An 18,024-nucleotide genomic window follows, 5' to 3' on the forward strand; every position below is an offset into this window, starting at 1 on the left:
ATATCTACCATTTGTCTGTTTACAAATTCATAATAATTGTTCAAATGCGCATATGTAAGAAAAAAGTAAGAGGTTAATTTACATTTACTAGTAAAAAATTGAATCCTTACATTTGCTATCGCGTATGGAATATCATATGCTTGAATACAGTGAAAGGAAGAGCGTTCTCTTCAAACGGATATGGCAAGGGACCGAACTGCTCTCACAAGTGACAATCAAAGGAGTCCTAGATTTACGATGGAAACAGTGAAAGAATTTTTCAAAGGTCCTGGTGTCAAACGCATTCTCATTCTCGTTGTACTTATCGCACTGCTCTTTGCAATGCGAAGCATGATTCACCTCATTCTTATTACGTTTATTCTAACGTACCTTGTGGACAGGCTGCATATGTTCCTTCATCGGAGGATTACCAAGTTCGTAAGGGTCAATTACAAGGTAACCGTGCTGCTTCTTTATGCCGTACTGCTTCTGTCCATTGTCGGAGGAGCGTACAGTGTATTCCCTAAGGTTATTACTCAGATTGAGCAGCTTGTGAACAGCATTATCCAGTTCTATAATACGAAGGCATTTTTGAATTACGATTTCGATTTCGAGTTCATGCAGTACATCATGGACTCTTTACAGAAGATCGATCTGGCAAGCTATGTCAGCAAAGGCTTCGATTTCATCGTAAAATCGGCATCGGATATCGGACAATGGGGCACCCGAGCGATCATTTCCTTCGTGCTCAGCCTGTTCTTCGTGCTGGAGAAGAAGCGCGTTATGGAGTTCACGGAAAAGTTCAGAACCAGCAAAATCGGATTCATCTACTCGGAGCTTGAATACTTCGGCAATAAGTTTTTGTATTCATTCGGCAAGGTCATTGAAGCACAGTTCCTTATTGCCATCGTGAACAGCATTTTATCCACCATTTGCTTGTGGTTAATGGGCTTCCCGCAATTGTTCGGACTAGCCATCATGATCTTCCTGCTCGGATTGATTCCGGTGATGGGCGTTGTCATTTCCCTCATCCCGTTGTGCGCGATAGCTTTCAGCATCGGCGGTTTGATCAAGGTCGTATATGTAGTCATCATGGTCATTGTGATTCATGCCATCGAAGCCTACATCTTGAACCCGAAGCTGATGTCGGCGAAGGTACATCTGCCGATATTCTATACCTTTGCTGTTCTTATTGTTGCCGAGCATTTCCTCGGCGTATGGGGATTAATTCTCGGAGTGCCGATTTTCATGTTCCTCTTGGATCTGCTTGAGGTTAACGTGAAGCAAGAATCCGAAAACGCCAGTTGATTAACTCGCTACAAGTCGCACAAAATCAAAAAAGCCAAAGGGCCGATGCATACCGCAATCGGCCCTTTTTGATCTTATTTATGTTGATCCAGCTCTATCGTCAATTCCAACTCTTTCAAAAATTCGACAGGCGTCATTCGCTTAGCCAGTACGGACAAGTTTGCTTTGTTAGCTACGGCTGGAAAAGTTAGTTCGTATTGGTAAATGCCGTTTTTTACTCCTACCAGTTTCGGCGCTTCTTTTAAATCTAGTCTTTTCCCATTCTGAACTAGGAAAACTCCTGTATGCTGAATTGATGCTGTATCACCTGCAATGGACAATTGAAGTATCGTCTTATCCTTTTCTTTTTTCAATCCCGTCACTTGCAGCTCCCCTATTTTTCCCTGATCAATCGTTACCGGAAAAGTACCGTTCAGCTTCGCCATTACATTCGCCTTTTCAGCGGTCGCAGAACTCTTATCGTCATAGTTCCCGCCTACATAGGACTTGACGATTAACTTCTTTGCATCTTTTCTAACAGACGCCACAGTTGCCTTCATAACCCATGCAGTCGTATTATCCTCTAGGAGGCGGGGATGGTCCTCCTTATCGATTAGATCATAGATCCATCCTTTATCGTCCATAACCAAATTGTTCATCCACATCACTTGATCGGCAATTTCCTTTTTAATGCCTTCAGGGAATTTCTTTACGATCGTGAACTGAATCCCTTTTTCCGTCTTCTCTACTGCTTCTAATTCGATAGAAGCCCCGCCATATTCTTTGACGATGCTCAATTTCTGATTACTGACAGTCGCACTACTATGATGTCCCGCTACTGCTTGCGCAACTTTAGCTGTCCCCCATGTAGCCATAGTTCCTCCCATCAGCAACGCTGCGCTCATTACCATTCCCATCGATCGTTTCATTGCGCTTCTCTCCTCCCATAAAGCTTGTTGATTTTCTCTGTACATTCATATAATCGAAATCCCGGGATGACCGGTTGACCGGTTTATTTCAAGTCAATCTCAATATCGCTATTAATCGTGACCGGCGAAGATTCTCTAGACATCTCTATCTTGTATGACTCCAGCTTCGGGGCATGTATTCGCGCTTGATAGTAATCCTTCTGATTATGGATGACCCGCACTTCTCCGACATCGATCCCACCATTGCGGTCAAGCCCAGGAGCCGATACAGAAGGAGACACGGCGAAGCGTATACCTGTTCGATCGGGATCCGAAGCATCTTTTTTTATTTTGAGCATGAGATACACATCGTCATAGTACGCATCTGTAATCGTCAATTTTTTACCCTTGTAAGTTACCGTCTTTGGCAATTGTTCTCCTGGGGTAAAGGTAAACGCCTCCCCAGGCACTTTTTCCGTAAGGCTGACTTCTTTTATATGCAGGGTAAGCCGTTCAGCATCTTCGAAATAAGGCGAGGAGTAGAAGCTCAATCGATTTCCATCTTCCCCAACTGGCTCAATTTGATATGCGCCAATTGTATCATCAGAAAAGAGCGGGTACTTCCTCCCTTTATCATCCTCTAAATAAGAATCTTGCCGATTACCGATGAAGCGCAAATAATAATTGCTTTTCTTATCGAGAGAAACATTCAAATATGTGTTTGTCGGCGTAATTGTTACATCTCCTAAAATAATATCCTTCAAATCCGGATCGCCGCTTATATTAATCAGTTTATGAAGCGGTATGATTTTATCTTTAAGCAGCTTGGACGAATCGAATGGGATGCTCAGCTTGTAGCTTGCCTTCTTACGGAAGGAGCCGTCCTTATATTCATTCACGTTTACTTCAAATCGAAGCTCCCTAGGATTCGTACTTAAAAATTGCTGGACTTGATCTGGTTTCAATTCAGACGTCGCGGTACTCATAAGGAACGGCTCCTTCGTTTTCGCATCAATATAAATACCCCCACTTACAGACTTTAACACCTCAAAATCTACTGCCTTCACATCATATAAATTCGCGGTTCGATCAAGAAATTTCATCCCATCTTTTCTTGTGATTACATTTTGCTTGATATTATCGGATGTAATCATTGAACGGAAGGTTAATCTATCTCCGGTTAAATATAAGTCGCTTATGCTTATCTTCATATCATCGAACTGCTGCACAACAGGCTTGAATGGTTCATATCCATGCGATTTCGCGTTATCCGATCCGTGGTCAAATAGCTGCTCCATCACACTCTTCGCTAAAGAAAATCCTGGTATGTTTTTTACCAGTTCCGCAAAAGAAGGGGACACCTGAATCGCACTAAGCGAGGTAACGGCCAATATTGCTCCGATTGCCGCAGCCTTATAGATGAATCTTCTTCTCTTTCGACGAGTCGCAGCAACTCCCGCATGCCGAACATCCTCTACCATTGATGGCACTTCCTTCGCAAATTGAAGCAGTGAAGAAGGAACTGGAAGCTCATCTAACGAATGCTGCAAATCTTTTTTTAACGGAGTCCCTCTATCTAGCTTTAGCATTCCATCACCTTCTTTTGTATGGATAGTAGAGACATTTGGCTTAATTTCATTCGAGCCGTATGAAGCCGTGACTTCACAGTCCCTTTCTTGATGCGGAGCACATCTGCGATTTCCTCTATCGACAACTCTTGATAATAATAGAGAATAATAACCGTACGATAATTCATATCTAGCGACATTACCTGGTGTAGCACTTCCGATTCCTGTTCCCTTTTCAACAAAACTTCTGCTGGAGTAGCAACATCATCAACGAATTCCGATTCATCAAGCTCACCGTGACGGCTATTTAGCTTAGCCCTCCGCCTTGCCAAATCCATAGCACGGCATGCAACCAGATGGTTGAACCACGATTTGAATTTCCTTATTTTCTTACCGGCCATGATCGCTTGGTAAGCTTCCAGCAAGGCATTCTGTACCGCATCCTCAGCCGTATGCGCCTGACGAAGGATAGCGACGGACGAGCTGTAAGCGCGGCTTAATAACGGCTCTACCAATAAAAAGAAAGCATCCTTATCTCCGCTTCGGCAGCGTTCCATTAATCGTTCCTCATGTTCCATTGAAAAGACCTCCAATATTATCTACATTAATATAGGCGAACTCAAAGAGGAATGGGTTCACTTTTTTTACTCTTCAACGAAAAATGGAAAAAATACTAGTGTGCACTAGATTGGAAGTGATGTATTCGTTTTCTTGAAAGTTAAAGCGGTTTTACTTTTGGTAATCATTAGGATAATTTGTGAGTAGACAGAAAATCGTTCAATCTACGGATTGGAGGTTATAAAAACAGAAATAAACAAATGGTCAATATTTACCAATCCCTACTTTTCCTTCCATCTAGTCTCATCATCACGGGAAACTGCCCCGCAACCTAGAAAATGAAACTCAACATGAGAATGATCACATCCTTGCACTTTTCTGCTTTATCACTAGAAAGTAAGAAAGATTCATGCTTTTGTTCGAAACAGATAGAGAAGGAGTGGAACAAAATGCAGTACTTTTTTTATGTAACGACGATCGTCTTCTTAGGCTTTCAGCTCTTGTATACGATCATTCCTCTGCTGTTCAGCAAGGTGAAGAAAGTAAATCATGAGCTGAGTGAAAAATCGATCAGCGTTCTCGTGCCTGCCTACAACGAAGAGCTGACCATCAAAAATTGCATTGAAGCCATGAATCAGGTAAACTACCGCAACTATGAAGTCATCATTATCAATGACGGCTCGACAGATCACACCTTCCAACGTTTAGAGGAACTTCTTGAGTTGAAGCCCGTTCAGCGAACAGGAGATGGGAAACTATTCTATCAAGCTATTAAGGGCGTGTATGGATCTGCTCGATATGAACATATCTTCGTCATCGACAAGCAGAACGGAGGCAAGGCCGATTCCTTGAACGCCGGCATTGACTGTGCGCAAACGGATATCGTCATTACCTTGGATGCCGACAGCATGCTTGAGTTCGATTCTCTGAAATACGTGAATCAATATTTTCACGATGAGGATGTCATTGCACTTGGAGGTACCGTAAAAATTGTACAGGGCGCTGAGAAGAAGGATGGCGTTATTGTCGAGAAATTTACGGGCAAAGGTCTCATTAAGAGCCAGATCCTGAATTACATTCATGGCTTTTATGTAAGAAAGCTGACCCAATCCGTGTTCAATTCCATTGTTGTCATATCCGGAGCCTTCGGCGCTTTCTACAAGGATATTTTGGTTCAAGTGAACGGCTTCCGCAGCACAGTCGGCGAGGATATTGACATTACCTTGAAAATTCATGAGTATCTGAAGGCCAACCATCTTAAGAAGAAGCTGGTATATGCTCCTGAAGCCGTATGCTATACGGAATGCCCGGAAAATATAAAGAACTTCAACAAGCAGCGGATACGCTGGCAGAAAGCTTTTGTTGACTGTATCTTAATCTATTGGTCGCAGTTGTCGCAAAAATTCCGTCCAGGAGTAAGCTTGTTTTTTGCCATTGACGGCTTCGTGCTCGGAACGCTTACCGCGTTTACTACGATCATTTATTTCATTAATATTTTGCTGTTCGGCGGCAACATCATGCACATGCTCATCCTCTTCTCCATCATCATCGTTGTTAATGCCGCACAAATCATTACATCGCTGTACTTGTGTAAAAAGTACGACAGCAGCTACTCACTCCGAGACTACATCACCATGTTCTTATTCAGCCAATACGAGCTGCTCACATATCGCAATTTATTGCTTTACTTGAATATTGTCGGCACTATCAAGTATTTCGACAACGATGAAGGCTGGGGCTTCGTTGAACGTAAAGGCGTAGCTTCGATCAGTTGATATCTGTATAACCTGCATAGCGGCATAAAAAAAGATAGCCGCATGTATTTTCCGGGAGGGAGAACATGGAGAGTATTATAAAAAACAATCGGATCATATATGTAGATATTTTGCGTATTCTTTCGATTCTCGCCGTTATCGTGCTGCATATTACCGCAGACCTGCTAACAAGAACGAATAATTTTGATTCATCATCTTGGTGGGTCAGCAATATTTTCAACTCCATTTCGAGATTTGCTGTTCCTGTGTTTTTCATGATCAGCGGCGCCATGATGCTGCGGGTGAAATTTACAACATACAAAGATTTTTACATAAAAAGAGTGCTTCCGCTTGCAATTGCACTCATTAGCTGGTCACTAATCTATGCGCTTTACAATCAATACATTATCGTTAACACTCACATGAATGCACTTGCTTTTCTGCAGGATTTCGGCTACAAGTTGCTAACAGACGGCAACTATGTCCATCTCTGGTTCTTGTACGCGATCATAGCCATTTATATGACCATTCCGTTAATTAGCAAGCTCGTCCAGGCATGCAGCGAGAAGGATCTGCGGTATTATTTGACGATGTGGTTCACAATCAGTATCGGTTATCGCTTCCTGTCGGATATCGTGCTTAAGGTGACAGGGCAGTATTTCACCATACCCTTATTCAACATCCCAATGTTTACTGGATTTCTTGGCTATTTTATCTTGGGACATTATTTATACACATATAGCTTGCCAGACAAATGGAAGCACGTGCTGTTTAATGTAGGTATTGCCTCCTTTTTCATTACGCCAATTGCCACCTACTTCGCTTCTCAGCATCTTGGAACGTTGGATGAAACCTTTTATGGCAACTACTCCATTACGACCTTCTTTATGGCGGTTGCGGTTTTCATTTGGTTCAAGGAAAAGGAGCATGCACTGCATGAGCGGATAAACTACAAGCTGCAAAAAATGATAGGCTCCATCTCAAAGGCCAGCTTCAGTATTTATTTGATCCATTTGTTGATTGAATTGCTCATCACCCAAAGAGCAGAAACGGAAGCGACTGTGTTTCAGACGTCCTACGTGTTAATCTTCAATGTCATTGCTGTATTTACAGCCAGCTACCTGATTGTAAAAATGTTGAATCTCAGCAAAGTCATGACTACCGTACTGTTTGGTGGAAAGGGGTAAGCATAAATGAAAATCAGTATTTATACGAAGCTATTCATTGTTGCCCTTTTAGCCGGAATGTCCCTCTATGCCTATCATGTCAGCAGCCAAGCCGAACAGAAAATCACATCGGTTTATATTCCGATCTGGAAGGATTTTAGCCAAATCGATTGGAAGGATCAAGCGATTGACATCGCATTTATTGCGTTTGCGCGTATTGATAAGACGAACATCTATTTTCACGAAGACAAGGCCGAAAATGAACGGATTAAGCAAAACATTGTCAAACTGAAGGAGAAGCATCCGCAGACTCAATTCGTGCTCGCCGTAGGCGGATATAATGCCGATGGCTTCTCGGACGCCTCCCTGGACGGCAATCGATATTCCTTTACCGACAGCATCATCAATACAGTCAAGGAGCTGGATTTAGATGGCGTTGATATCGACTGGGAATATCCAGCCTTCGATGCATGGGGTACGATAAAGGCTCGCCCGGAAGATACGGTGAACTTCACCGCGCTTATGAAGGATTTAAGGGAAAAGCTCAACAAGCTTCCGCATACGCATAAGAAATATATTCTAACCTTCGCCGCAGGTACGCAGGATTGGTATTTCGATAAGGTTAATGTGAAGGAAGTTGAGAAGTACGTCACCTATATTAATGTCATGAGTTATGACTTGACAGGCCGATGGTCGGACACGACTGATTATAATGCGAACCTGTACAAGGATGCGAAAGGCAAGGCTAAGGATAGTGTCCATGGCATCATAGAACGATACAAGGCACACGATGTAGATAGCAAAAAGCTGCTGCTTGGCATACCTGCCTATTCCTACGGATGGGAGAAGGTCAATAGCGAACCGGGCAGTAATGGGGCCTTTTCAATCGGCAAGCCTATCGATATTGATAAGGTTGATCTTAGCTACAATACGATCGTTGGAAAATATCTGAAGGAGAAGGGCTTCAAGCGTTATTTCGATGATACGGCCAAGGCAGCCTACTTATTCAATGGAGACACCTTCATCTCATACGAGGATAAGGAAGCCTTGAAGGCTAAGGTGGCCTATATACAGGAGCATGGATTGGGTGGTGCTATGGTCTGGGAATATTCGCAGGATGCAAAGGATGGAATCATCAGCTACTTGTGCAAGCACCTGAATGAGTAACAGGAGAATACATATTGTCCCGTCGTGAATTCGATCCGCTTAAGTGGATTTGCATCAGCACATCTTATCAGCAGACTGGCATAGCAGACCTCTTCGCCACATCAATAGGGCTAAAGAGGTCTGTATTGCCATTCCTACGCATGTACCTTCGATAACGCCTTCCATTGATCAGCATAATCAATCACAACTCCATGTTGATCCACATTAAGCTGTGCCGTATATCCGCTTGCGGAACGATAAATATACGTGTTATCCCCTGTTCGCTCATACGATTGCTGCAGCGGCTGCACCGTAAATTGTGGGAAGCATACCCATGCCGCTGTAACCGCAGCCTGTTGTCCCTTATCCAGCTTCAGGCGACGGATCGGCAGCACATTCGTAGAAGGCGTCACCCCAATATCGATGTCCTTCGCTCCGCTCAGGTCATCACGAGCTTCTCCATTTACCTTCCAGCAATCTTGAGCATCCCGCTCCAGTTTCATTGTTCTCGCCTGTTGTTCATCGGTATACCGTATGTTCACCTCTTGTGTACATCCTAGCTCGTCGCATCGCACTTCATACTCCACGAAGCTGCGATCCGCATCGGCACATATAACCCTACCTTGGATCATGGTTACAGGCTCCAGCGACACTTTACAGTATTCAAGCCCTTCTTCTTGCATTCGTTTCCATATAACATCATAGCTATCATTTTTCATTGTAATATCGCCCCCTATCCTTTATCGCAATCTCTGGACCTCTATCCTTGCAACTAGCAAATTCCCTTAGATTCCCACTCCATTCTACCTCACCTTATCATTCCATTCCAATAAAGAAAATGGGCTCACGTCTTGTAGGCGAACACATATGATGTGGCATACAACTTCTTGCAAAGGCAGGTTACGAGCAGTGGCAAATAACAACTCTATTGATTTTGCTTCACCGGATGCCCATTTTGCTTATGATGTCAATCAGTCCTTGTTCTTTCGCAAAGACGCAAACAATTATATTAACGTATTAGGCATCAGCCAGTTGAATACGTTAGGAAACGTTTCTTTGCTGGATATCTACTTAAGCACCGGCAATACGATTGAGCCCCATATCCATCAGAATGCAAGCGAATTGGTATATTGCGTAACAGGAGAGGCCACTGTAAGTCTGATTAATCCGTTCACAAACCAACTGCTTACCTTTCGAATTAAGCCTGGCCAGGTAGCTAACGTTCCACAGGCTTGGTGGCATTATGAGATAGCGAATGAAGACAATACGCATCTTATCGCAATCTTCGATGCACCGACTCCTGAGGTCATCTTCGGTTCAGACATTTTGCGTTTGACACCACCAGAGGCATGGGCTCACTCTTATTGCCTTGATGAGGCAAAAGTAAGGGACACTTTGTCCCCGATTACGAAGACGGTTGTCATTGGACCACCGGCAGACTGCCATAATCGCATTCCGCACGCAAAGACAGCGGAGCATCCAGCTTATGGATACTCTACATCTGGCGCCGGATCCACCATTCCGTATTATCGTTATCCTCACCCTGGCTATGTGGCAAATGATTTCCTTCCCTATTATCCGTTTCAATGAAATCAGCCATAGGGCGAGCGAATTATATATTCCTGACAGATGCATGGATTCAAACGGCTTAATTCATACGATGCATGGACGAGATGCACACTGAGCAGACGCAAAAATCCCCCGATGGCATGCATGGGGGGATTCGCTCTTTCCTAACAAGAAAGTTATTGAATATCTACGGCGTATCTTGCCTTTATTGAACCGTTTGACGGCGCTCGCGCTCCACCTCGGCAATAAGCTCTTCCATCACTTGATCCGGCGAGCGATGAACGAGCCAGTTCTGACCGAACATTTGAAGCACCTTAATCGCAGGGAAGTCTCCCCAGAATCCGACAAAGCCTTCATTCAAAACCACCTGGTCGATAACATGCTTATTCATCTCGTTGAAGCACTTTTCCAATACTGATTTGGCAAGTGGATCAGCAATCCAGTCATTTAACAGACTGAATTTGTGGAAGGATATCTCTTCTTTGCCAAAGTCACAGAATACGCGCTCTGTCAGGCGAATATCTCGGGATGAGCTGCCTGCGGCAAGCTTGAAGTAGCCCGTTTCTGCCACCCAACGATTGTATTTCGTATTGTAGTAAGCAAAATCCCGCTCTTCCAGCTCGAATACCACTTCTTTCTTCTCATGCGGCTGAAGCTCGATCTTGGCAAAGGCCTTGAGCTCTTTCTCCGGACGCGTCCACTTGCACTCCTCGTCGTGAACGTACAATTGAACAACCTCTTTCCCAGCTACTGTCCCCGTATTCTCTACTTGCAAAGACACGGTTACGCAGCGGTCATGCTGCTTGACTTTCATGTCCGAGTAAGCAAAGGTCGTGTAGGACAATCCATGACCGAATGGGAATTGCGGCGCAAGCTCCTTGCGGTCATAATAGCGGTACCCGACAAACAGTCCTTCACGGTAATACAGCTTGCCGTTCTCTCCGCGAATTCGCATATGGGATGGATTGTCGGACAGCTTCACTGGGAACGTCTCAGACAGCTTGCCGGATGGATTCGTCAAGCCGAACAGAATTTCCGCAATCGCACGACCCGAGCCCTGCCCTGTCAGCCAAGAGTGGAGCACGCCCGGCACATGCTGTACCCAAGGGCGCATTGCCATTGCCGTACCGCTGCTTGTTACGACAACACATCTCGGCTGTGCAGCCGCTACCGCTTGAATCAGCTTCACCTGATGCTCGGGAAGATCGATGCTGGCAAGGTCACGCATTTCGGACTCCGCATATTCGGGTTGTCCGACGAACAGAATCGCGAGATCAGATTTCGCTGCAAGCGCTGCGCTCTCTTGGATCATGGCCTCATCGATGCGCTCATCCTTCGGGTAGCCATCCGCATAGCTGAATTGTACAGACTCGCCAGCAATTTTCTGTACCTCATCCCATGGGATGTCAACACGCGTTGGCGTAACTTCGGCGCTCCCTGCGCCTTGAATTCTCGGCTTCTTCGCGAATGTACCGATCACGGCAATAGATTGGGTCTTAGCAGGGTCCATCGGTAGGATGCCGTTATCATTTTTAAGCAGTACGATACTCTCGGCCGCTGCTTTTCTCGCCAGCTCATGATAATCAATTGCAGCCGTATTCGACTCCTCTTCATTGGCCGTTACTTGTTCTACCAGTGTAAGAATGCGCCGTACGCTATTATTCAGATGTTCTTCCGACAGGGTACCGTTCTGAACCGCCTTCACAATCGCATCCGCATTGTAATGCGCAGGTCCAGGCATTTCAATATCAAGTCCAGCCTTGAGCCCGCGAATACGGTCGTTGACCGCCGTCCAGTCCGACAGCACGACGCCTTCATAGCCCCATTCTTTGCGCAAAATGTCATCCAGCAGATGCTCGTTCTCACTCGTATAGGAGCCGTTAAGCAGATTGTAGGAACACATAACTGTCCATGGATCGGCTTTCTTAATAATGCGCTCGAATGCACTCAAGTAAATCTCGCGCAGGGTACGTTCATCAACTTCCGAACTGGTCACCATCTTCTCGAACTCCTGGTTATTGCAGGCAAAGTGCTTCACGGAAGCGCCTACGCCTTGACTTTGAAGTCCATTCACGAAGGCTGCGCCGAGCTCACCGGACAGACAAGGGTCTTCGGAATAATATTCGAAGTTGCGGCCGCCTAGCGGCGTGCGCTTCATATTGATGCCAGGCCCAAGCAAAAGCTCCACGCCCATTTCCTTCCCTTCAACGCCAAGCGCTACACCAACCTCGTGCAATAACTCCGTATTCCAAGAGGAACCGATCGCAGAGCCGGTGGGATAACATGTGGCTGGAATATTTCCTGTCGTAGCAATCCCCATCTCTTCATCGCTATTCGTTTTGCGGATGCCATTCGTACCGTCATACATATGGATCGGCGGGATGTTCAGGCGGTCAATCCCCTTCGTCATCCACATATTCAGTCCTGCACATAGCGATGCCTTCTCTTCAAGCGTTAATTCCTTCATCCAATCGTTTATCTTTTGATTCATAATATATCCCCACTTTCTACGTTTTATTGCTGTTTCGCTTCTTCCTGCTCCTTCTTCAGCTCTTGCGCATCATAAATCTTGTAGAACGGATACCATACAGCAAAGATGATGGCCAGCACGACTGCCAGCAGGATAACCCCATTGAAACCGGACATGAGGTATGTGGAAATTCCAATCGGCGTATACCACAGTTGGAACACCTTGCTTGGAATCTGAGCGAATCCCAGGTCGAGCGCAAAGTATACGATAATTGGTGTAATGATACCGTTGATCCACATTGGAATCATCAGAATCGGGTTGAAGGCGATCGGTGCTCCGTAGATTACAGGCTCGTTGATGTTAAATAAAGATGGAACGAGCGTCGCCCTGCCAATCGATTTCAGTTTCTGCGACTTCGCAAATAGGAACAAGATGATAAGCGGCAGGGTCGCACCAAGTCCGCCGACTCCTATCCAACCGGAGAAGAACGTCTCAAACGTATTAATGTTGACCGGTTCAAGTCCTTGCGCCACCAGGGCTGCGTTCTGCTCAATGGCTGGAATCCAGATTGCGTAGAAGATTGGAATGATCACCCACGGACTGACCCCGAAGGAGTACAGCGCGACGCCAATCATGTTAAAGAGCAGGAAGCCCCATAGCGTTTGGCCTAACGCGTTAACTGGCTCGAATGCGCTTACAATCAAATTAAAGATATCGAAGTTTAGCTGATAGACGAGCACCCAACCCAGCGTAAGAATAATCGCAATCGGAACAAGGAAATCAAACCATTCCATGATGAACTCCGGCAAAGACGAATCCTCTTTGAAAAATGAGAAATTGTTGAATACATTAAGTACTACGGCCACCGCAACTCCGACAAGCAGCGCGGTAATCATTCCAGAAGGCCCGAAACGTTCCAACATAAACTGAATTGATCCGTCTTCGTTCATGACGGGCTTAAGCAGCATCAGGAACAAGGAAATGCCTGTCGCACCGGCAATAAGCTTGATTTTGTCGCGCCCTTTCTTCTGCATAACCGTGTAGGGCGTAAGGAAAGCGATAAAGATCCCCAGCAGGCCGAAGCTGAATGTAGTTATAGGCGTTATGTCCGGCATCCCTGGAATGAAGTCTTTCAGTATCGAGATCAAGGTAACAAACGATCCAATAAAAATCATAGGTAGGGTAACCATAATGGCTTCCTGGATGGAAGATACCCATACATTGTTTGTAAACGCCTCCAAACGTGGCGCAAATTTTTCGTTCATCCATTTCATGAGACGGTCCATGTGTATTCCCCCTTCGCAGCATATTGATTTATTGATTATGTCATGTCTTAAGTATAGAATTGTTTGATAGCGCTTTCTCGTTCTTCTTTGCCGCAATTAGGGCTGTTTCTTGTTCTACTTCCATAAGCCGGTTTAGTATATGTAGGATGGAATCCGTTTACACAACAAAAAACACCCCTCCAACGAGGGGTGCATGATACTTTTCAAAAAGCCCGTCTACAAGACAGGAAAGTCACCTGCTGACAAGAAAGCGATTAATATTGCCTTTCAAATGTAAACAGCTGCACGCCGTGAGGCGGAAGGGTCACTTCTTGCTGCCAGGTCAGCACATCATGAATCATCTGAGTCTTTATCGTAGGTCCGCTTCTGGCCTCCAAATAACGAAGCTCCTCCTCGGTTAGAAATTCTGGGGCTCCCATGCGAATCCATTCATCGAACACAGAGCCAAGCTCACGAGTCAGCAGATAGCTTGTCATTTTATAACTGCCGGCAAGCCCTTTTAGATGGATATGAAATCCCTTATTCCCCTTCTCCTCAAATACGGCATATCGATTCATATCGGACAGTTCCGTCCAATCTCCGCTTGCAAAGAGTTGATCGACATGTACGTAATGATACAGGAGAAGCTGCAAGCTGCCATCACAGCATCTTGTCGCGAAGTAGCCATCCCCGCAGGCAATGACCTGATCCCCTAGCTTGTGCAGCAGTTGGAAAGCATAGTAGCTTGGCTTCTTCAGTCCGTCCCGATTGATGAGCCCGAATCCTCCATAGAAATGGGATGGCGGAACGATGCTTTCTTCAAAAATATCGGTAAAGCACCAAAAGGCAAGTCCCTTCATAGATCCAAGTGTCGTGAGCGCATGATAGATGACAAACGGAGCCATAAACATCGTATCATGGATCAAATTGCGGTCATACAGCGAGAAATTCCACTCGGTCATGAACAGCTCCACATCGCGATAAGGCGTTGCCGAGAGCTTGGCCTTCATCCGTTCAATACTCTCCCTAAAAAAGGATGGAGGCATAATCGTTGTCAGGGAATCGGCCTCTTCTTTCAGGAAGGGGTACTCCGAATATACATGGAAAGAGAAGAAATCGAGCGGCACCTGATGATCACTGCAATATGTCAAAAACTCCTCCGCCCATGTGTCATTCCATAAAGATCCGTAGCCAAGGGCAGGGCCGCCGACCTTGAGTTCCGGAGAGACGGATTTAATCGCCTGCACTGTTGATGCATAGAACGCAAAGTATTCCTCCTTCGTCCCTGCCCAGCAGACGCCGGACAGATCCGGCTCGTTCCAAACTTCAAAGTACCAGCGGCTCACCTCAGCCCAGCCATAGCGGTTCAAACAGTGACGGACAAAGGCCTGGACAAGAGCATCCCACTTGGTCTGCTCTTTGGGCGGGGAAATGCTTCCTTTCCACCAGAAGACCGTTTCATTCGACCTTCTTAAGAGGCTCGGCATGAACCCAAGCTCGACAAACGGCCTGATGCCTACCTGCAGCAAATAGTCGTACAGCTTGTCCACGTAGGACCAATTGTAGATCGGTGTTCCATCAGCCGCCTCGCTGTACACCATCATTTCATCATTAAAGATGCCATGGAAGCGAATATATTGAAATGGAAATCGGCGCTGCATGCCGCTGAAGTGACATTGCCAGTCTTCTCTTAATCCCTCGACCGCCCGCCCTGCCGTTGTGACGACGTTCCAGTGCTTATCCAAAGGCTTACCCTGCTCATTCGCTTGAACCATTACGTTCACCGTCGTTGAAGCAACGGCTGATAAAGCACCCGCCACCGGGAAAGTGGGCATGAATTCGGTTCCCTCATCCGTATGGATATAAAGGTAACGATACAGTGAAGCCATCGCCTGAATCGTATCAGTTTCATAATAATCTCCGCTGGAAGACTCCTCATAGGTCAGCGGTTTCCGATCCGGATCCGGTTGGTCAATCGAAGCAAACGTTTCACGATACGCACTTGGTGTACGATTGTATTTTTCCTTAAAATATTTGTTAAAGAGCTTCACATTGGCAAAACCGCAGTCAAGTGCAATCTCCGTGATGCTTTTGGTCGTAGTAGCCAGCTCGGCCTGTGCTTTCTCAAGACGGACAAGCGTCAAATATTTTTGAAAGGGAATGCCGATCTTGTCACTGAAAAAATGCGAAAAATAATGCAGGCTTAGATGCTCCTGATCCGCCATTGTTTGGAGCGTAAGCTTCTCTTTATAATGCTGGTCGACATATTGAAGTACCCGATTGAGCCGCTTATAATCATATGACTTCGTATCTTCCTCGGCAGCCTCGTTGGAGCCTGAAAAGAAATAGCGAAGCAAATAGCCGCACAGCATCTGCAAAGACCCAAGGGTATAGCTGCGGAAGCCGCTGGCCTTCTTGTTGATCTCATAGACCATCTTAGCCAGATTGTGGCGGATAGCATCATAGCTGCTGCGATTTTCCTCTGTCTGCGTGCTGGAATTGCAGTGGATAAATGCATTCGCATCGAGCCACTCCGGACCGAATTGCAGCGTTAGCAGCACATTATCCTCGCTCGTGCGTTCAATCTTATGCACGGACATGCTATTGACGACGATAATGTCATCCTGATGAAGCCTATATTGGCGTTGATCCATATACATGACCACTGAGCCTTGAAGAACATAAATGATTTCAATCTCTTTATGCCAATGGAAATGGATATGCTTCACACTGTTTACGAATAACTTGATGGGCAAATCGTCTTGGTGCTGTATAAACTCGTATAAGTAACGGATATCAAGCTCCCCCTTTCCATCCTTTATTATGTGATCGTATGCTTAGGAAATTCAAGGAGCCCTCTCCTTGGCTATTCAGCAACCAAATTGTAACCGCTTTCTTTATACTAAAAAATAAAGGAGTTCCAACAGCCAACTCCCGATAACGAATGCATGACTGCCTCGAAGCAGTCCAGGAAAGGAAGGATGATATATGTCCCGTTCTATGCATGGCAAGAAGCTCAAGGTGATCCTCGTCGTGCTTCTCATGTGCACGCTGCTTATCCCCTTCTCGCAAGCCCAGGCTGGCGAATCGACGCTGGCCATGGAGCAATCATTCACAAATGTCGCCAATGGCTGGGCGAAGGTGGAGCGATGGAAAGACAATAATCCGATGTTCGCAGCAGAACAATATCCTCCGGATGGCCGTGGCAAGCAAAATGGGCAGCGATTGACTTTCTTTGGCGAAGGGGAGCCCCATTCCAGCCGATTCTTGCTTTATTACGGGCCGCAATATGACACAAATACGATTCCTACTCCTATTCTGCTTGTCCACGGCGCTAATGACAATGCGGATCGAGCGTGGGCGAATCCGAACGAATTCGGCCCGAACACATGCGGAGCCTCATCATGCCCGAATACAGGTTTTATGCAGCAGCTAGTCGGCAAGGGCTATAAAGTGTTCGCAATCGGATTCGGTCATAAACATGGCGACAATTATTACGCTGCCGAGCAGATTCATAATGCAATTCGCATCATTCAAAACGTAACTGGCGCAAGCAAGGTTGATGTCGTCGCCTGGAGCAAGGGGGGATTTGCAGCGCGGATGTATGCGTCTTCCATAACCAAGGACGGCGGAACGGCCTACGCCAGCGACATTCGCAAGCTCATTCTAGTAGGCAGCCCCAACAAAGGAACTGACTTCATTTTCAGACATGGCTGGTTCTTTAACTTTGGGATCATCCCAGAGTGCGGAGGCAATGCGAATGCTCCTTCTCCACATACGCAAATGATGTGCTACGGCTTATGGCGAAATCATCCCGAATTATCAATTTACACCACAGCTCAAGGCAACACCTTCCCCGGTCAAAAACAAATGTTGGCAAAATGGGCCAATACGTATGCTCTGCCAGTTTCTGAACAAGATTGGTATACAACCTACTACGGCGGACAGGGATTCTTCACGGTGGGGGATGGCATTGATATCGCTATTCAGCAGGGCTCGCTAGTTAACAAGATCATAAGTGCAGGAATTCCGAACACCATTGCAACCTATCTTCTTTCTGGGAATGTGAATGACATTCCGAACGTGCACAATGAACATACAGGACCAAGCGACGGCATCGTATTCGTGAACAGCGCATCCGCAACGGATGGAATTGGGCGGGTAGCAGGAAATGTTACCTTGAAGCTTAACCATTTGAAGCTGGTTTGGTCCCCACAGGCTATGAATGTGATCGAGCAGTGGCTAACCCAAACGCCATAGAAAGGAAATGAAATCCAATACACGAATTTCAAGTACGATACTATTATATTAATTTACAGTAAAATCATAGAAATAATCCCATTTAAGTTGTAAG

General features: G+C 45.7%; 13 protein-coding genes. 6 read left to right on the forward strand and 7 right to left on the reverse strand.

Going from position 1 to position 18,024, the window contains the following annotated elements; translation table 11 throughout:
* The first annotated feature begins 237 nt into the window (after positions 1–237).
* Complete coding sequence (locus tag ACQ5BJ_RS06645; protein WP_005546456.1) at positions 238–1,287, forward strand: AI-2E family transporter; 1,050 nt, start codon at positions 238–240, stop codon at positions 1,285–1,287.
* Between the two features lie 74 nt (positions 1,288–1,361).
* Here the strand turns inward: ACQ5BJ_RS06645 and ACQ5BJ_RS06650 are convergent, their stop codons facing one another.
* From ACQ5BJ_RS06650 to ACQ5BJ_RS06660, 3 genes are all read right to left on the reverse strand, one after another.
* Positions 1,362–2,195, reverse strand: a complete 834-nt coding sequence (locus ACQ5BJ_RS06650) for a hypothetical protein (RefSeq protein ID WP_268619926.1) — start codon at positions 2,193–2,195, stop codon at positions 1,362–1,364.
* Between the two features lie 83 nt (positions 2,196–2,278).
* Positions 2,279–3,763: a DUF4179 domain-containing protein gene (locus tag ACQ5BJ_RS06655; protein ID WP_268619925.1), complete on the reverse strand. Its 1,485-nt coding sequence runs from the start codon at positions 3,761–3,763 to the stop codon at positions 2,279–2,281.
* Positions 3,757–4,320 (reverse strand): RNA polymerase sigma factor, encoded by a 564-nt coding sequence (locus tag ACQ5BJ_RS06660; protein WP_005546450.1) that lies wholly within the window; start codon positions 4,318–4,320, stop codon positions 3,757–3,759. The genes ACQ5BJ_RS06655 and ACQ5BJ_RS06660 overlap by 7 nt, the downstream gene beginning before the upstream one ends.
* Before the next feature lie 429 nt (positions 4,321–4,749).
* On the opposite strand from ACQ5BJ_RS06660, the gene ACQ5BJ_RS06665 reads away from it, so the two are divergent.
* From ACQ5BJ_RS06665 to ACQ5BJ_RS06675, 3 genes are all read left to right on the forward strand, one after another.
* Positions 4,750–6,075 (forward strand): glycosyltransferase family 2 protein, encoded by a 1,326-nt coding sequence (locus ACQ5BJ_RS06665; protein WP_268619924.1) that lies wholly within the window; start codon positions 4,750–4,752, stop codon positions 6,073–6,075.
* Positions 6,076–6,140: 65 nt separating this feature from the next.
* Positions 6,141–7,241, forward strand: a complete 1,101-nt coding sequence (locus ACQ5BJ_RS06670) for an acyltransferase (protein ID WP_430109181.1) — start codon at positions 6,141–6,143, stop codon at positions 7,239–7,241.
* 6 nt (positions 7,242–7,247) lie between these two features.
* Entirely contained in the window at positions 7,248–8,387 is a 1,140-nt protein-coding gene (locus tag ACQ5BJ_RS06675; protein WP_430109184.1) for a glycoside hydrolase family 18 protein, read from the forward strand.
* A gap of 134 nt (positions 8,388–8,521) precedes the next feature.
* Here the strand turns inward: ACQ5BJ_RS06675 and ACQ5BJ_RS06680 are convergent, their stop codons facing one another.
* On the reverse strand, positions 8,522–9,085 hold the full coding sequence (locus ACQ5BJ_RS06680; protein WP_268599740.1) for a putative glycolipid-binding domain-containing protein: 564 nt from the start codon (positions 9,083–9,085) through the stop codon (positions 8,522–8,524).
* A 151-nt stretch (positions 9,086–9,236) separates the two neighbouring features.
* On the opposite strand from ACQ5BJ_RS06680, the gene ACQ5BJ_RS06685 reads away from it, so the two are divergent.
* Positions 9,237–9,956, forward strand: coding sequence for a cupin domain-containing protein (locus ACQ5BJ_RS06685; protein WP_430109453.1), 720 nt, complete (start codon positions 9,237–9,239; stop codon positions 9,954–9,956).
* Positions 9,957–10,140: 184 nt separating this feature from the next.
* Here the strand turns inward: ACQ5BJ_RS06685 and ACQ5BJ_RS06690 are convergent, their stop codons facing one another.
* From ACQ5BJ_RS06690 to ACQ5BJ_RS06700, 3 genes are all read right to left on the reverse strand, one after another.
* On the reverse strand, positions 10,141–12,426 hold the full coding sequence (locus ACQ5BJ_RS06690; RefSeq protein WP_430109187.1) for a beta-glucosidase: 2,286 nt from the start codon (positions 12,424–12,426) through the stop codon (positions 10,141–10,143).
* Positions 12,427–12,449: 23 nt separating this feature from the next.
* Entirely contained in the window at positions 12,450–13,691 is a 1,242-nt protein-coding gene (locus ACQ5BJ_RS06695) for a PTS sugar transporter subunit IIC (RefSeq protein WP_163977087.1), read from the reverse strand.
* Positions 13,692–13,945: 254 nt separating this feature from the next.
* A complete protein-coding gene (locus ACQ5BJ_RS06700; RefSeq protein WP_430109190.1) occupies positions 13,946–16,426 on the reverse strand; it encodes a GH39 family glycosyl hydrolase in 2,481 nt (826 codons plus the stop codon).
* Between the two features lie 232 nt (positions 16,427–16,658).
* On the opposite strand from ACQ5BJ_RS06700, the gene ACQ5BJ_RS06705 reads away from it, so the two are divergent.
* The gene (locus ACQ5BJ_RS06705) at positions 16,659–17,930 is read left to right on the forward strand and encodes an esterase/lipase family protein (protein WP_430109193.1); all 1,272 of its coding nucleotides are present in this window, start codon (positions 16,659–16,661) and stop codon (positions 17,928–17,930) included.
* The last annotated feature ends 94 nt before the right edge of the window (positions 17,931–18,024 follow it).

The organism is Paenibacillus sp. B1-35 (assembly GCF_050474385.1).
GTDB classification, from domain to species: domain Bacteria; phylum Bacillota; class Bacilli; order Paenibacillales; family Paenibacillaceae; genus Paenibacillus_B; species Paenibacillus_B alvei.

Excerpts from the sequence above, each read along its gene's own strand:
- ACQ5BJ_RS06645 (WP_005546456.1), top strand. The coding sequence starts at position 238 with ATGGAAACAGTGAAAGAATTTTTCAAAGGTCCTGGTGTCAAACGCATT.
- ACQ5BJ_RS06665 (WP_268619924.1), top strand. The coding sequence starts at position 4,750 with ATGCAGTACTTTTTTTATGTAACGACGATCGTCTTCTTAGGCTTTCAG.
- ACQ5BJ_RS06685 (WP_430109453.1), top strand. The coding sequence starts at position 9,237 with ATGTGGCATACAACTTCTTGCAAAGGCAGGTTACGAGCAGTGGCAAAT.
- ACQ5BJ_RS06655 (WP_268619925.1), bottom strand. The coding sequence starts at position 3,763 with ATGCTAAAGCTAGATAGAGGGACTCCGTTAAAAAAAGATTTGCAGCAT.
- ACQ5BJ_RS06705 (WP_430109193.1), top strand. The coding sequence starts at position 16,659 with ATGTCCCGTTCTATGCATGGCAAGAAGCTCAAGGTGATCCTCGTCGTG.
- ACQ5BJ_RS06650 (WP_268619926.1), bottom strand. The coding sequence starts at position 2,195 with ATGAAACGATCGATGGGAATGGTAATGAGCGCAGCGTTGCTGATGGGA.
- ACQ5BJ_RS06670 (WP_430109181.1), top strand. The coding sequence starts at position 6,141 with ATGGAGAGTATTATAAAAAACAATCGGATCATATATGTAGATATTTTG.
- ACQ5BJ_RS06680 (WP_268599740.1), bottom strand. The coding sequence starts at position 9,085 with ATGAAAAATGATAGCTATGATGTTATATGGAAACGAATGCAAGAAGAA.
- ACQ5BJ_RS06690 (WP_430109187.1), bottom strand. The coding sequence starts at position 12,426 with ATGAATCAAAAGATAAACGATTGGATGAAGGAATTAACGCTTGAAGAG.
- ACQ5BJ_RS06660 (WP_005546450.1), bottom strand. The coding sequence starts at position 4,320 with ATGGAACATGAGGAACGATTAATGGAACGCTGCCGAAGCGGAGATAAG.
- ACQ5BJ_RS06695 (WP_163977087.1), bottom strand. The coding sequence starts at position 13,691 with ATGGACCGTCTCATGAAATGGATGAACGAAAAATTTGCGCCACGTTTG.
- ACQ5BJ_RS06675 (WP_430109184.1), top strand. The coding sequence starts at position 7,248 with ATGAAAATCAGTATTTATACGAAGCTATTCATTGTTGCCCTTTTAGCC.